The following is a 14,666-nucleotide window of genomic DNA, read 5'->3' as shown; positions in this document are numbered from 1 at the left end:
CGCTCCTACAGAATCGCTACCCCACCACAGATTCCTCAATCTTCGGTTATGCTCGCCCTTTGTCATGACCGGAGCTTTCTGACCCATGTCACCGATTCGTCTGTTGCTGCCCCTCAGCCTTGCCCTGCTCGCCGCCTGCGCCAGCCAACCCAAGCAAAACGTCACGGTCGAGAACCAGAGCGAATGCCCAGTGCAACTGAGCAACGGGCAAAACCTGATCCTGACCCTGCCGAGCAACCCCAGCACGGGGTATCGCTGGGCGATCCAGGACTCGGCCGGCGGCGTGCTGCGCAAAGTCAGCCCCGAGGTCTACAGCAACCCCGAAGACCGCGGCCTGGTGGGCAGCGCCGGCCAGTCCACCTGGCGCTTCCAGGCCTTCGCCGCCGGCACCGGGCGCCTGCTGCTGACCTATCAGCAACCCTGGGCCCCGGAAGTCGCGCCGGTGAAAGCCTTCGACTGCGCCATTTCGGTCAAGTGACATGGGCTGGCTGATCCTGGCGCTGATGGGCGCGGCGACCTTCCTCTACGGCCTGAGCATCCACGCCACCCTGCTGTGCCTGCTGGTCAAGCCGCTGCCGGTGCTGGCCCTGCTCGGCTGGCTGCACGATGCGCCCCCCAGCGACTATCGCCGCTGGATCAGCCTCGGCCTGTTGTTCTCCCTGCTCGGCGACGTGCTGCTGGCCTGGCCCGCCGACCTGTTCGTGTTCGGCCTCGGGGCGTTCCTGGTCGCGCACCTGGCCTACCTCAAGGCCTATACCAGCGATTGCCGGCGCCTGGCGCCCTTGCCCCTGCTGCTGGCCCTGGTCGCCGGCGCGGCGTTGCTGGGCATCCTCATCAGCCATGGCCTCGGCCCGTTGCTGGTGCCGGTGATCGTCTACGGCCTGGCCATCAGCGCCATGCTCTGGCGCGCCCTGGCCCGCCTGGGCAGCGACGTGCCCAAGCGCTCGGCGCAACTGGCCGCCGCCGGCGCCGTGGCCTTCGTGTTCTCCGACAGCGTGATCGGCATCAGCCGCTTCGTGGTGGCCTTCGATGCCGCGCCCTACCTGATCATCCTCAGTTACTGGCTGGGGCAATGGGGGATTGCGGCGTCGGCCTTCAGCCAGAAATCACGCTGAGCCCTGTAGCCCTGTAGCCGCTGCCGAGCCCGCGAGGCTGCGATCGGCCGCAAAGCGGCCGCCTCGGTCCTTCAGATAAACTCCATCTACGGGCCTTGCGAGGACTACGTCCTCGTGCGCAGCCTCGCGGGGCTCGGCAGCGGCTACAGGGCTACGGGCGGGCATCCACCTTGTGTCGCCCTTGCGGCCCCGAACGCCCTTCGGGCCTTATCGCAGCCTGCGGCAGCGGCTACAATGCCGCCCCTCTTTCTATCTCCACCGCTGGAACCGCCGTGAGCAAAGAACCCGACCGCCTTTTCGCCCAGCCCCTGGCCCAGGTGCCCGACTTCGCCTTCAACGAGGACGTGGTGCGGGTGTTCCCGGACATGATCAAGCGCTCGGTGCCGGGTTACCCGACCATTGTCGAGAACCTCGGCGTGCTCGCCGCCCAGTTCGCCCAGCCGAACAGCGTGCTCTACGACCTGGGCGCGTCCCTCGGCGCCGTGACCCAGGCCCTGCGCCGCCATGTGCGCACCGACGGCTGCCGGGTGATCGCAGTGGATAACTCGGCGGCCATGGTCGAGCGCTGCCGCGAATACCTCAACGGCCAGGACTCGATGTTCCAGGAGCTGTTGCCGGTAGAAGTGATCGAAGGCGACATCCTCGCCCTGGAGTTCCAGCCGGCCTCGGTGGTGGCGCTGAACTTCACCCTGCAATTCATCGCCCCCGAACAGCGCCTGGCCCTGCTCGGGCGCATTCGCCAGTCGCTGCTGCCCGGCGGCGCGCTGATCCTCTCGGAGAAGCTGCGCTTCAACGACCCCGAGGAGCATGCGCTGCTCACCGACCTGCACATCGCCTTCAAGCGCGCCAACGGCTACAGCGAACTGGAAATCGCCCAGAAACGCAGCGCCATCGAAAACGTCATGAAGCCCGACAGCCTCGAAGAACACCGCGAACGCCTGCTGGCCGCCGGGTTCTCGAAAGTCGTGCCCTGGTTCCAGTGTCTTAACTTTGCCTCGTTGATTGCCTTGCCATGATCGATCTGTCCCCCCTCGCCCGCCGTCTGGCCGGTACGCCGCTGGCCGACTGGGCCAACACCCTGCAAGCGCAACTCGACACCAAGATGGAAAAGGGCCACGGCGACCTGGAGCGCTGGCAGAGCGCGCTGGACGCCCTGCCGAAGATCCAGCCAAGCACCGTCGACCTGCTCAATGGCCTGACCCTGGACACCGACTGCGACGACGCCACCCGCGCCCAGATGCGCAGCGCGCTGATGGGCCTGTCGCCCTGGCGCAAGGGCCCGTTCGACCTGTTCGGCGTGCATGTGGACACCGAATGGCGCTCGGACTGGAAGTGGTCGCGGGTCGCTCCGCACCTGAACCTGCAAGGCAAGCGCATCCTCGATGTCGGCTGCGGCAACGGCTACTACATGTGGCGCATGCTCGGCGCCGGCGCCCACAGCGTGATCGGCGTCGACCCGAACTGGCTGTTCTTCTGCCAGTTCCAGGCGGTGCAGCGTTACCTGTCGGAGCCCGCGGTGTGGCACCTGCCGTTCCCGTTCGAAGACCTGCCGGCCAACCTGGAAGGTTTCGACACGGTGTTTTCCATGGGCGTGTTCTACCACCGCCGCTCGCCGATCGAGCATTTGCTGGCGCTCAAGGACTGCCTGGTCAAGGGCGGCGAACTGGTGCTGGAAACCCTGGTGGTGGAAGGCGACCAGCATCAGGTGCTGGTGCCGGAAGACCGCTATGCGCAGATGCGTAACGTGTGGTTCCTGCCGTCGGTGCCGGCCCTGGAACTCTGGCTGCGCCGTGCCGGCTTCAGCGATGTACGTTGCGTGGATGTAAGCGTGACCAGCGTCGAGGAACAGCGCGGCACCGAGTGGATGAAGTACCAGTCGCTGAGCGACTTCCTCGACCCGAACGACCACAGCAAGACCATCGAAGGCCTGCCGGCGCCGATGCGCGCCGTTATCGTCGCCAGGAAATAAGCGCTCTGTAGGAGCGAGGCTTGCCCGCGATAGCCATCTCGAATGTCACGCCAGATTCAAGGTATGCATTGCCTGGGCTGGCGTCATCGCGAGCAAGCTTCGCTCCTACAGAGGAAGGTGTTCAGTTGCGATTGGCTCTACGCGCCTTGAAAAACTCGCTCAACACCGCGCCGCACTCTTCGGCCAGCACCCCACCCTCGACCAGTACCCGATGGTTGAGAAACCCCTGGCTGAAGAACTGCCCCTGGCTCTGCACTATGCCCGCCTTGGGCTCCAGGGCGCCGTACACCACCCGGGCGATACGCGAATGCACGATCAGCCCGGCGCACATGCTGCACGGTTCCAGGGTCACGTAGAGGGTGCTGCCGGGCAGGCGGTAGTTGTCGACCGCCTGGGCCGCGGCGCGGATCGCGACCATTTCCGCGTGGGCGCTGGGGTCGCTGCCGCTGATCGGACAGTTGAAACCCCGGCCGATGATTTCCCCGTCCTGCACCAGCACCGCGCCCACCGGCACCTCGCCCAGGGCCGCGCCCTGGGCGGCCAGGGCCAGGGCTTCACGCATGAAGTCCTGGTCGCGGCTGCGATCGATGATCCGGGCGGGGCGAATCTGCCGCATCAGGCCACCTCGATGGCGGCCATCAGGCCAGTTTCCATGTGGTCGATCACATGGCAATGGAACATCCACACCCCCGGGTTATCCGCCACCAGCGCCACCCGGGCACGCTCGTTCTTGCCCAGCAGGTAGGTGTCGGTGAAGTAGGGGGTGATCTTCTTGCGGTTCGAGGCGATGACCTTGAAGCTCATGCCGTGCAAGTGGATCGGGTGCTGGTACTGAGTCATGTTCTTCAATTCGAAAATGTAGCTCTGGCCCTTCTTGAGCGTGGCGATCGGGCGGTCGGCGCAGGTCTTGTCGGTGATGTCCCAGGCCTTGCCGTTGATCTGCCAGAGGCTCGGTGGCTTGCCATTGTCCACGTTCACCGAGACCGAGCCAACCCACTCGAAGTTGAAGTTGAGCTTCTCGGCGTTATCCAGGTCCGGCTCGGCGATCGGGTTGGCCGGCAACGCCGGCGGCCACTCGGTCGGCGCGTCGCTGTTGGCCACCGAACGGAAGGTACCCAGGCGCACCGGGCCGTTGCGCAGCGCCAGCTCTTCGCCGGCCGGCGGCGCCTTGATCGCCAGGCAGATGCGCATGCCCGGCCCCAGCCAGTATTCCTTGCCCAGCGGGCGCGGCTCGATGGGGTTGCCGTCCAGAGCGTAGATCTGCGCCTCGACGTCGGGGATGTTGATGCGGTAGGTCAGGGTGTTGTCGAGGTTGAGCAGGCGCACGCGGGTGATCTGCCCGGCCGGGATCTCCACCACCGCCTGGGACACGCCGTTGATGGTCGACAGGCGCCCCGCGGTACCGCCACGCGCCGCCTCGCGGGGAATACTGAAGGGCACGAAGGCACCCTCTTCATCCACATGCCAGCTTTTCAGGCTCAGGGTGCGTTCGTACTTGAAGCCGGTGGGCTCGCGCTCTTCGATGATCAGCGGGCCGACCAGGCCGCGGCCCAACTCTTCGCTGCTGTTGACGTGGGGGTGGTACCAGTAGCTGCCGGCATCCGGCACGCGGAACTTGTAGTCGAAGTACTCGCCCGGCATGACCGGCAATTGCGAGACGTAAGGCACGCCGTCCATTTCCAGCGGCAGGCGGATACCGTGCCAGTGGATGGTGGTGGCCACCGGCAGGTGGTTGATGAAGCGCACCCGCAGCCATTCACCCTGGCGCACCCGCAGCTCGGTGCCCGGCGCGGAAGGGCCGAAGGCCCAGGCTTCGGTCTTGTGCCCCGGCACCAGCTCCACGTCCAGCGGCGCGGCGATCAGTTGATAATCGTGGCCCGCCTCGGCGTCGGCCATCTTGCCCAGCCAGTAACGCGACGCGCCACCGGCGCCCACGCCAACCACTGCAAGACCGGCCAGACCACCGAGTATCTGTCGACGGGTAAAGGACATGGACTCAACTACCTCACGTATCCGCGGCGGGCCGGGGCCCGCAAAAGGCGAATACGATACACCCGCAGTTGAGAAACAGTAAGGGCGGCGCGGCGACCGGCCGCAGGCATAACCTCCCCCTGTAGCCGCTGCCGAGCCTGCGAGGCTGCGTACGGATGCGAAGCGTCCGCAACCCAGGCNNNNGGCTCGACAGCGGCTACGCAGATAACCCAACGATCAGATGCACCACGCCCCCAGCCAGCGCCATCGCCCCGAGCACGCCGGCATTACGCAAGGCCGTGGCATCGAGCAAGGTCGGATCATGCAATTCCACCCGCACCCGGGTCAGGGCCACACGCTGCCGAGTCTTGAGGTTGTTGGCGCCGCCCAGCGCCGCAATGACGGCCTCATCCAGGGCTGCGTCATCTTTGACCTGGGCTGTGGCTTTCGGCTGGTCAGGCACCAGGTCCGGGGTCAGGGCCTTCCAGAACGCCCGCTGCAATTTCTCGAACATGTTCAGTTCTCCAGAACCAGTGAAGGGGCCAGCATCGATTGCTGATACTGGTGCAAGGCGTCGCGCACCTGCTCGGCGCTTTCCAGGCCGAGAATGCGCCCGGCGAGGGCCTGGCATGGGCTCAACTCGACCTCGCGCACGCTGGCCTTGATCGCCGGAATCAGCGGCACGCTGACCGACAGTTCGTCCACCCCCAGCCCCAGCAGCAGTGGCACCGCCAGGGTTTCCGAAGCCAGCGCCCCGCAGACGCCGACCCACTTGCCATGGGCATGGGCGGCCTTGACCGTGGCGGCGATCAGACGCAGCACCGCCGGGTGGAAACTGTCGGCCTGGCTGGCCAGGCGCGGGTGATCGCGGTCCATGGCCAGGGTGTACTGGGTCAGGTCGTTGGTGCCAATCGAGAAGAAGTCCACCTCCGGCGCGAACAGGTCGGCCAGCAGCGCCGCCGATGGCACTTCGATCATGATCCCCAGCTTCGGCAACTCCTTGAGCCCCAGGGCCAGCGCTTCGTCCTCCAGCATCTGCCGCGCCTGCCGCAACTCCGCCAGTTGGGTGACCATCGGCAGCATGATATGCAGGCGGGCCAGCCCGGCACTGGCGAGGATCGCCCGGAACTGTTCGCGCAACAGCTGCGGGCGCTCCAGGCACAGGCGGATCCCGCGCATGCCGAGGAAGGGGTTGGCTTCAGGTTCCATCGGCACATAGGCCAGGGGTTTGTCGCCACCGACATCCAGGGTCCGCACCACCAGGTTGCGCTCCGGCCCCAGGGCCCGGGCGATGGCGCTGTAGGTCGCGGCCTGTTCCTCATGGCTCGGGGCGACGCCGCGATCCTGGTAAAGAAACTCCGAACGCAACAGGCCGACGCCCTCCCCGCCCAGGCCCATGGCCTGCTCGGCCTCGGCCAGCGAAGCGACGTTGGCCGTCACCTCGAAGTGATGGCCGTCGCGGGTCACTGCGGCCTGGGCGGCCTGCTCCAGCTCCTGGCGCTGGCGCTGCTGTTGCTGCTGACGCCGGGCCTGCAACTGCTCGATCAGCGTCGGCTGCGGCTCCAGGTGCAATTCGCCCTGGTCGGCATCCAGCAGCACCGGCGTGCCGCTGGCCAGCGCCAGTACCTGCACCGGCAGGCCGCAGACCGCCGGCAACCCCAGGGCCCGGGCCAGGATCGCCACATGGCTGGTGGCCCCGCCGCCGACCGTGGCAAACCCCAGCACCTTATGGGTATCGAGGCCGGCGGTCTGGGACGGGGTGAGCTGCTCGGCAATCAGGATCGCCTGCTCCGGCAATACCCAGGCGCTGTCCTGCACGCCCAGCAGCAACTTGAGCACCCGCTGCCCGACATCCATCAGGTCCAGGGCGCGTTCGGCCAGCAACGGACTGCCCAGGCCCTTGAACAGCTCGGCGGTGGCCTCGGTGGCGCTGTTCCAGGCGAAGGCCGCGCTTTTGCCGTCGGCGATCAGGACATGGGCCTGCTCCAGCAGGCTCGGGTCTTCCAGCAGCTCCTGGTGAGCCTTGAAGATCTCGCCCTGGGCTGTGCTGGCGGCCTTGTCCCGCAAGACTTGCAGGGCCTCGGTGGCCTGCGCCAGCGCCCGTTCCAGCTGCCCGCGCTGCGCCGCCTGATCGCTGGCGAACTCGACGATCTCGAGCTTCTGCTCAGCCACCTGCACCACCTGCCCGAAGGCCGACCCCGTCGAGGCGCACACGCCCCGCAGCAATTTGCCCGATGGCGCAGCAACCGGCGCCACAGGCTCGGCGGAGCTCACCGCCGTCACCGCCTCGCCACAACCCGCCGCCAGCAATTCGGCCAGGGCCTTGATCGCCACCTCGGCATCCTCGCCCGCCGCACTGACTTGCAGGGCATCGCCCTGCGCGGTTTGCAACGCCATGACCGCCACCAGGGACTTGGCGTTGGCGCTGGCCTGCTGCTTGTGCAGACAGATGCTCGCCTTGAAGCCCTTGGCCGCCTGGGCGAACACCGCCGCCGGACGCGCATGCAGGCCATTGGGGTTGGGCAGCAGCACCGGTTTGGAGAACAGCGCCTCGCCCTCTTCCTCAGGCTCCGCGCTTGGCGCAGGCTCGCCCGGGCTCAACTGCAGCAACGGCTGGCCGCTGTCCACCAGCGCACTGTCCGCGGTCAGCCAGGTGAAGGGCTCGCCACTGACCACCAGCATCAGCGTCAACAGGCTGCGGGCGTGCAGGGCGATGTAGTCAGCATCGAACTCGATCAGCGGTTGCCCGGCCTCGACCCGCTGGCCCTCCTGCACCAGGCGGCTAAACCCCTTGCCCGCCAGGTTCACCGTATCCAGGCCGATGTGCATCAGCACCTGCACGCCGTTGTCGTCGGTGATGCTCACCGCATGGCCACTGTCCTGCACGTTGCTGACCACTCCGGCCAGCGGCGCGCGCAGGGTCTGCGAGGTCGGGTCGATGCACAGGCCATCGCCGATGACCCGGCTGGAGAACACCGGGTCCGGCACTTGCTCCAGGGGCATCAATACTCCGGACAGCGGCGCGAGCAGTTGCAATTGTTGGGTTGTAGCCATGACTTCACCTGCTGTTTGTTCTTGTAAGTGCCGATGGAGCGCGAGCCCCGACAGCATCGCTTATTTCCACCAGTACTCGACCTGCAATCCGACGTTCGCGCCATGCCTGGCGGTACCGAAGGCGCCGGTATCGGACAGCGCCGAACCCGCCGCCAGCTCATTGGCCGCGCGCTTGGCGGCCTGGTTCCAGCTGGCATAGGTGTAGTACAGGCGTACCTCGGGGCGCGTCCAGAATTCCGGGCCCTTGGGCGACCAGGTCGGGGCGAAGGTGAACTTGCTGAGCTTGCGCGTGCCGCCGGGGGCCTCGACCTGATCGTGGCCCAGCTCGGTGACCAGCTTAAACTGCTCGCTGATGGCGTAGGCCGGGCGGATACCCAGGGAGATCCAGTTCTGGTCGTTGCCGTCGGGGCGGATGTCTTTCTGGTAGACCGCTTCGACCTGCCCGCCAAAACGCGGGGTCAGTTGCCAGTCGAAGAACTCCACCAGGCGGTAGCTCTTGTTGCTGTCGTCCAGTTGCACATTGCCGGTGTAACCCAGCCCGGTGCCCGGGCCTTCGCCGTACTGCAACGCCAGCTTGTTCTTGCCGCCCAGGAAGTCCTTTTGTACATGCTGGGCGGTGATGGCCCAACCCCGATGGGCGTCGCGACTGTCGGGCTTGTCGATGTAGCTCAGGCCCAGTTCCAGCTCGCCGCCGGGGTTGCTCTTGAAACCGGCGACGTTGAAGTCGTGCCGGTTGATGTAGTCCTTCTGGTACAGGTTGTCCTTGCGCGAGAAGGCGTAGCTGTATTTCAGATCGCCGATCAGCACGTCCTCGATACCGCCGCCGGTGGCGCTCTGGTTCCAGTAGTAGAAGTCGGAGATATGGATGTCGTTGCGCTTGTAGTAACGCCGGCCGGCCCACAACGAGCCGCCATTGAGGCTGGGCATGTTCGACCACTGGGCATACATCTGCGGCATGCGCGCCGAGCCGTTGTCGCCCTGGAAGGTCAGGCTGCGGTCGTACTGGTTATAGAGCGACGCCATGGCGTCGACGCTGAGCACCGAGCCGTCGGCCAGGGTGTAGAGGTCCTGGCGCAGCTCCAGCTCGGCGTACTGTTCGCACTCGTTGCCCAGGCGGTATTTGGACTGCGCGCCGGGCAACTGGAAACAGGACTGCGAGCTGCTGTTGACCGAAGTGCCGAGGCCACTGCGCAGGTAACCGGCGAACTCCAGTGCCTGGGCCGGGAACGGTAGTGCCAGGCAGACGCAGGACGCTGCAAGGCCGCGATTTATTGTTGTTTTCATAAGCCACCCCATTATTTTTATTCTGTGTGTGTGCCCCGCAGGCGCCGCCCTACCGGCGAGCGAAAGCTCGCGGTGTGCCGGGCACGCCGCGCTCATGCGGGGAAGGTTGTCAGCGGTCGATCAGGTGCAGGACAAAGGACTCGTAAGGCCGCAGGAACAGCTGGCGGCTGCGGGTTTCATGGTCCGCGTAGTTACTGATGACCAGACGCTGCTCCGTGCGCTCGGTCATCACTCCCTCCGGCAACTGCACTTCGCAGGCGCTGCCGTAGAAATTGTTCACCACCAGCAGGCGCTCGCCCTGCCCCTCGCGCAGATAGGCCCAGACCTGCGGGTGCTCGGCCAGCAACTGGCGATACTCGCCGTCCTGGATCAGCGGCTCGCGACGGCGCAGGGCAATCAACTGGCGGTAGTGGTGCAACACCGAATCCGGGTCTTCCAGCTGCTGCTCGACATTGATTTGCGCGGCATTGGCCGGCACGCCAATCCAGGGTTCGACGCTGCTGAAACCGGCGTGGGCCTCGGCCTTCCATTGCATCGGCGTGCGCCCGTTGTCCCGGGACTTCTGCATGATCGCCGCCATGTTGTCCGTTTCGCTGGCGCCGGCTTCGCGCTTGAGGCGGTAGATGTTCAGGGTCTCGACATCGCGGTACTGGTCGATGTGGGTAAAACCGGGGTTGGTCATGCCCAGCTCTTCGCCCTGGTACACGAACGGCGTGCCCTGGAGGAAATGCAGTGCGGTGGCGAGCATCTTCGCCGAAACCACCCGGTATTCGCCGTCGTCGCCGAAACGCGACACCACCCGTGGCTGGTCGTGGTTACACCAGAACAACGCGTTCCAGCCACCGCCGGCCTGCATGCCGCTCTGCCAGTCGGAGAGGATGCGCTTGAGCTGGAGGAAGTCGAAATCGGCGCGAATCCACTTATGCAGGTTCGGGTAATCGACCTTCAGGTGGTGGAAGTTGAAGGTCATCGACAGCTCTTTCGACTCGGGCCGCGAGTAACGAATGCAGTGCTCGAGGCTGGTGGAAGACATCTCGCCGACGTTGATCAGGTCAAAGCCCTCGAAGACCTCGCGATGCATCTGCTGCAGGTACGGGTGCACGTTCGGGCCGTCGGTATAGAAGCGCCGGCCATCGCTGGCGTCTTCCGGGAAGTCGGCCGGCTTGGAGATCAGGTTGATCACGTCCAGACGGAAGCCGCCAACCCCCTTGTCGCGCCAGAAGCGCATCATCTTGAACACTTCGGCGCGCACCTGGGGGTTGTCCCAGTTGAGGTCGGCCTGGGTGTGGTCGAACAGGTGCAGGTAGTACTGGCCGGTCTGCGCTTCGTACTCCCAGGCGGAACCGCCGAACTTGGACTCCCAGTTGTTCGGCTGGTCGCGCCAGATGTAGAAGTCGCGGTACGGGTTGTCGAGGCTGCTGCGGGCCTGCTGGAACCACTCATGCTCGATGGAGGTGTGGTTGACCACTATGTCCAGCATCAGCTTGATGCCACGCTTGCCGGCCTCGGCGATCAGCAACTCGCAATCGGCCATGGTCCCGTAGCTCGGGTCGATGGTGTAGTAGTCGCTGATGTCGTAGCCGTTGTCGCGCTGGGGCGAGCGCAGGAACGGGGTGAGCCACAGGCAATCGACACCCAGCCAGTGCAGGTAGTCGAGCTTGTCGACCACCCCCAGCAGGTCGCCGGTGGCCTGGCCGCTGTGGCTGTAGAAACTCTTCGGGTAGATCTGGTAGATCACCGAACGCTGCCAGTCTTGCATGGTGGGTTCCTTCAATGGGTTTTGTACTGGCTTTGAGGGCCTTATCGCGGGCAAGCCTCGCTCCTACAAATGCCTCGAATGCGTAGGAGCGAGCGGGCGGCGATCCGACTTGCCCGCGATAGCGATCTGTCAGGCGACGCGATACCCCGGCCGGATGATCTTCATGCTCAAGCCGCAGGTCAGCACGAACGGCACCACCAGGGCGACCACCATGCCGACCACGAACATCGGGATGTACTGGGGAATGATCGAGATGAACCCCGGCAGCCCGCCGACGCCAATGGCCGATGCCTGGACCTTGTTCAGCGAGAGGAAAATGCTGCCCAGCGCCGAGCCGATCAGCGCGGCGTAGAACGGAAACTTGTAGCGCAGGTTGACCCCGAACATGGCCGGTTCGGTGATGCCGAAATAGGCGGAGATCGCCGAGGTCGACGCCATGCTGCGGTCCCGCGCGTTGCGGCTCATGCTGAACACCGCCAGCGCCGCGCTGCCCTGGGCCAGGTTGGACATGACGATCATCGGCCAGATGAAGGTGCCGCCCTGGGTCGAGATCAGTTGCAGGTCCACGGCGAGGAACATGTGGTGCATGCCGGTGATCACCAGCGGCGCGTAGAGCAGGCCGAAAATCGCCCCGCCGACCATCGGCGCCAGTTCGAACAGGGTGACCACGCCTTCGGTGATCAGGATCCCCAGGTGCCGGGTCACCGGGCCTATCACTGCCAGCGCCAGCACGCCGGTGACCACTATGGTGGTGATGGGCACGACCAGCAGGGTGATCGCATTCGGCACCCGCGCCCGCAGCCATTTTTCGATGACGCTCATGACGTAGGCCGCCAGCAGGATCGGCAGGATCTGCCCCTGGTAGCCGACCTTCTCGATCTGGAACAGGCCGAAGATGTCGAAGTACGGCAGGCTCTGGCCCTCCAGCCCGGCCACGGCCTTGCCGTAGTTCCAGGCATTGAGCAGGTCGGGATGCACCAGCATCAGGCCCAGCACGATGCCGAGGATTTCGCTGCCGCCAAAGCGCTTGGCTGCCGACCAGCCCACCAGGGCCGGCAGGAATACGAAGGAGGTGTTGGCCATCAGGTTGATCAGGCTCCACACGCCATCCAGGGTCGGGTAGGCCTCAAGCAGAGTGCGGCCTTCGATGAACATGCCCTTGGCGCCGATCAGGTTGTTCACCCCCATCAGCAGGCCGGCAATGATCAGCGCCGGCAGGATCGGCATGAAGACATCGGAAAATACCCGCACCAGGCGCTGCATGGCGTGGGTCTTGTCGGCGCCCTTCTGCTTGACGTCGGCGATGGTGGAAGCGGCCAGCCCGGTGAGTTGGCGCAACGCGGCATAGACCTTTTCGACTTCGCCGGGGCCGATGACCACCTGGAACAGGCCGCCGGTGAAAAACGAGCCCTTGACCAGATCGATCTGGTTCAGCGTCGCGCTGTCCACCAGGCTCGGGTCCTTGAGCGCCAGGCGCAGGCGAGTGACGCAATGCGCGGCTTGTTCGAGGTTGTCGGCGCCACCGAGGCTGTGCAGCAACTCGCTGGCGATCGTGGAGTAATCGTGGCTCATGCTTGTTCTTCCGCTTTGGTTTTTTGTTATTGGCAGCACGCCGAAGCGAAAAATACTCGTCTGTACGAGTTAAAGCAATAACTCGTACAGACGAGTTTGCAAATACCGCTTCGAAACCCTGGTCGTGGGGAGTTTCTTCTGTGCGAGAACGGCTCTAGATCCATGCTCTCCGGCGGAGCACGCCATTCGCACCAGAAAGTTCTTAAACTGCTGTAAGGTGTTTCATTGCCACTTCGCCACCCGCAGTCAGGCGTTCGACCCAAGCGCCTCAAATAGACAAATCCGCTCACGGCCCTTAAGGTTCCCGCCTTGAGCGCAGACGGCACAGAGCCATCCCATGAGTAAATACAACCAGATCTACAGCGATCTGCTTGCCAGCATCACCACCGAGCGCCTGGAACGCGGCGCTCGTCTGCCTTCCGAAACCGAGTTGATGGACAGCTACCAGGCCAGCCGCGGCACCGTGCGCAAGGCCATCGAGCAGCTGCAGGAGCGCGGCTTCGCCCAGAAGATCCATGGCAAGGGCACTTTTGTGCTGTCGTCGCACCCGATCGAATTCCAGCTGGGCGGCATTGTCAGCTTCCAGGAAACCTATCCGCGCCTGGGCAACGACGTCAGCACCGAGGTGGTGGAGTTCACCCAATTTCCCCTCGAAGGTGCGTTGCTCGAACACCTGCAGGCCGAGGAAGGCAGCCTGATTACCCGGATCAAGCGGGTGCGGCGTATCGATGGCAAACGGGTGATTCTCGACATCAACCACTTCGTCGCCGAGTTGATCCCGGGGCTGGACCGGCAGATTGCCGAGCACTCGATCTACGCCTATATCGAGCAGACCCTGCAATTGCAGATCAGCTACGCCCAGCGGACCATCGAAGCCACCCCTCGCACCCGGGATGACCAGCAGCACCTGGACCTGGAGGGACAGAGCCACGTGATAGTGGTCAGCAACCAGACCTTCCTGCAGGACGGCCGGCAGTTCGAATACACCGAATCACGCCACACCCTGGACAAATTCTACTTCTCGGACGTCGCCCGACGCTGATCGCCGCGGCGGGCCCGCTCAGCCCAGCAGCGCCACCAGTTCAGCGCTCGGGATGCCGACCCGGCGGGCCTCCTTGGCAACGTTCACGGATTGCGCGACCCGCGCCACCTCTATCACCGGGTGCTGCAACTGGTAACCGCCCCGGGCATCCAGCCAGCTCAGCACTTCCGCCAGATGCCAGAGCGAGGCACTGCCCTCGTGGATCGCCAGGGGGAAACTGCCGGCATGGTTCAGCATCAGCTTGCGCATGTTCTGCCGGGAGACCCCGACGATATCGGCAATCTCGCTCAGGCCGACGAAATCCGGGCTGGCTTCTACCAGCCGCGCATCCGGAATGATCCGCTTGATATCGCCCAGGGCACTGAGCAGCGCCGCCTCACCGCTTTCGGCCTCGCGGCTGAACTCCAGCGCCAGGCGCCCCGCCAGCCCGGTACCGACCAGCGCATCGGTGCAGCCCCCCGCGCCAAGGCGCTCCACCAGTACGTCCGGGTCGCAGTCGTGGGCAGGCAGCAGGTAATTGAGGGTAAACAGGTATTCCATGGTCATGACTCCCGACGAGGTTGCGGGACTTTCCCGCCGCGCAGCTGATTCAGCGTGCAGTTGTCGACTACCCGGCACAGCGCCCGGGCATGCTGGAGGGGATTTTTCGGCGTGCTCCACACACTGGTGATGCAGAACTCGCCGCAACGACACACCTCACTGTTGTAAGGGCAGTAGATCTTGCCCCAGGCATGACTACCGCCGACTTCGACGCGCCAGCCCTGCCATTCGGCGTAACGCAGCGCCATTTCAATGTCTTTCTTGGGATGAGGTGTGCGAGCCATCCATGGCCTCCAGTCTCGTCAACAATGAAAAGGTTGTCAACTGACAACCATGAATTCTTTCAACGCCTGCGCCGGC

At 64.8% G+C, this 14,666-nt stretch carries 14 protein-coding genes; 5 read left to right on the top strand and 9 right to left on the bottom strand.

Annotated features, from left to right (window positions below):
- The first annotated feature begins 85 nt into the window (after positions 1–85).
- The 4 genes from ACTJKT_RS11625 (at position 86) to cmoB (ending at position 3,084) form a co-directional block, all read left to right on the top strand.
- Positions 86–478 carry a protease inhibitor I42 family protein gene (locus ACTJKT_RS11625; RefSeq protein WP_063432866.1) on the top strand — a complete coding sequence of 131 codons (393 nt, stop codon included), beginning with the start codon at positions 86–88 and terminating at the stop codon, positions 476–478.
- A 1-nt stretch (position 479) separates the two neighbouring features.
- On the top strand, positions 480–1,115 hold the full coding sequence (locus tag ACTJKT_RS11620) for a lysoplasmalogenase (protein WP_440787176.1): 636 nt from the start codon (positions 480–482) through the stop codon (positions 1,113–1,115).
- A 272-nt stretch (positions 1,116–1,387) separates the two neighbouring features.
- On the top strand, positions 1,388–2,131 hold the full coding sequence (gene cmoA, locus ACTJKT_RS11615; protein ID WP_440787175.1) for a carboxy-S-adenosyl-L-methionine synthase CmoA: 744 nt from the start codon (positions 1,388–1,390) through the stop codon (positions 2,129–2,131).
- Entirely contained in the window at positions 2,128–3,084 is a 957-nt protein-coding gene (cmoB, locus tag ACTJKT_RS11610; RefSeq protein WP_277594027.1) for a tRNA 5-methoxyuridine(34)/uridine 5-oxyacetic acid(34) synthase CmoB, read from the top strand. The genes cmoA and cmoB overlap by 4 nt, the downstream gene beginning before the upstream one ends.
- A gap of 121 nt (positions 3,085–3,205) precedes the next feature.
- On the opposite strand, the gene tadA is transcribed toward cmoB, so the two are convergent.
- The 7 genes from tadA to treP all read right to left on the bottom strand — a co-directional run bounded on the left by tadA (position 3,206) and on the right by treP (position 12,724).
- Positions 3,206–3,700: a tRNA adenosine(34) deaminase TadA gene (tadA, locus tag ACTJKT_RS11605; RefSeq protein ID WP_440787174.1), complete on the bottom strand. Its 495-nt coding sequence runs from the start codon at positions 3,698–3,700 to the stop codon at positions 3,206–3,208.
- Positions 3,700–5,076, bottom strand: a complete 1,377-nt coding sequence (locus ACTJKT_RS11600) for a multicopper oxidase family protein (protein ID WP_053280727.1) — start codon at positions 5,074–5,076, stop codon at positions 3,700–3,702. The genes tadA and ACTJKT_RS11600 overlap by 1 nt, the downstream gene beginning before the upstream one ends.
- 196 nt (positions 5,077–5,272) lie before the next feature.
- Entirely contained in the window at positions 5,273–5,569 is a 297-nt protein-coding gene (locus ACTJKT_RS11595) for a PTS transporter subunit EIIB (protein ID WP_440787173.1), read from the bottom strand.
- Between the two features lie 2 nt (positions 5,570–5,571).
- Positions 5,572–8,109 carry a phosphoenolpyruvate--protein phosphotransferase gene (gene ptsP, locus ACTJKT_RS11590; RefSeq protein ID WP_440787172.1) on the bottom strand — a complete coding sequence of 846 codons (2,538 nt, stop codon included), beginning with the start codon at positions 8,107–8,109 and terminating at the stop codon, positions 5,572–5,574.
- Positions 8,110–8,169: 60 nt separating this feature from the next.
- Positions 8,170–9,393, bottom strand: a complete 1,224-nt coding sequence (locus tag ACTJKT_RS11585; protein WP_440787171.1) for a maltoporin — start codon at positions 9,391–9,393, stop codon at positions 8,170–8,172.
- Between the two features lie 109 nt (positions 9,394–9,502).
- Positions 9,503–11,152 carry an alpha,alpha-phosphotrehalase gene (gene treC, locus ACTJKT_RS11580; RefSeq protein ID WP_440787170.1) on the bottom strand — a complete coding sequence of 550 codons (1,650 nt, stop codon included), beginning with the start codon at positions 11,150–11,152 and terminating at the stop codon, positions 9,503–9,505.
- 129 nt (positions 11,153–11,281) lie between these two features.
- A complete protein-coding gene (gene treP, locus ACTJKT_RS11575) occupies positions 11,282–12,724 on the bottom strand; it encodes a PTS system trehalose-specific EIIBC component (protein WP_025806083.1) in 1,443 nt (480 codons plus the stop codon).
- Positions 12,725–13,061: 337 nt separating this feature from the next.
- Between treP and treR the strand changes: the two genes are divergently transcribed.
- Entirely contained in the window at positions 13,062–13,766 is a 705-nt protein-coding gene (gene treR / locus ACTJKT_RS11570; protein ID WP_440787169.1) for a trehalose operon repressor, read from the top strand.
- An 18-nt stretch (positions 13,767–13,784) separates the two neighbouring features.
- On the opposite strand, the gene ACTJKT_RS11565 is transcribed toward treR, so the two are convergent.
- Together ACTJKT_RS11565 and ACTJKT_RS11560 are read right to left on the bottom strand one after the other, a co-directional pair.
- The gene (locus ACTJKT_RS11565) at positions 13,785–14,306 is read right to left on the bottom strand and encodes a DNA-binding protein (RefSeq protein WP_440787168.1); all 522 of its coding nucleotides are present in this window, start codon (positions 14,304–14,306) and stop codon (positions 13,785–13,787) included.
- A gap of 2 nt (positions 14,307–14,308) precedes the next feature.
- A complete protein-coding gene (locus ACTJKT_RS11560) occupies positions 14,309–14,590 on the bottom strand; it encodes a hypothetical protein (RefSeq protein ID WP_009050624.1) in 282 nt (93 codons plus the stop codon).
- Positions 14,591–14,666: the final 76 nt, after the last annotated feature.

This window comes from Pseudomonas sp. 22526, assembly GCF_052044735.1.
In the GTDB taxonomy this organism is placed as follows: Bacteria; Pseudomonadota; Gammaproteobacteria; order Pseudomonadales; family Pseudomonadaceae; genus Aquipseudomonas; species Aquipseudomonas piscium.
The sequence above is the reverse complement of the archived record's forward strand: the minus strand, read 5'-3'. Positions and strand labels throughout refer to the sequence as shown.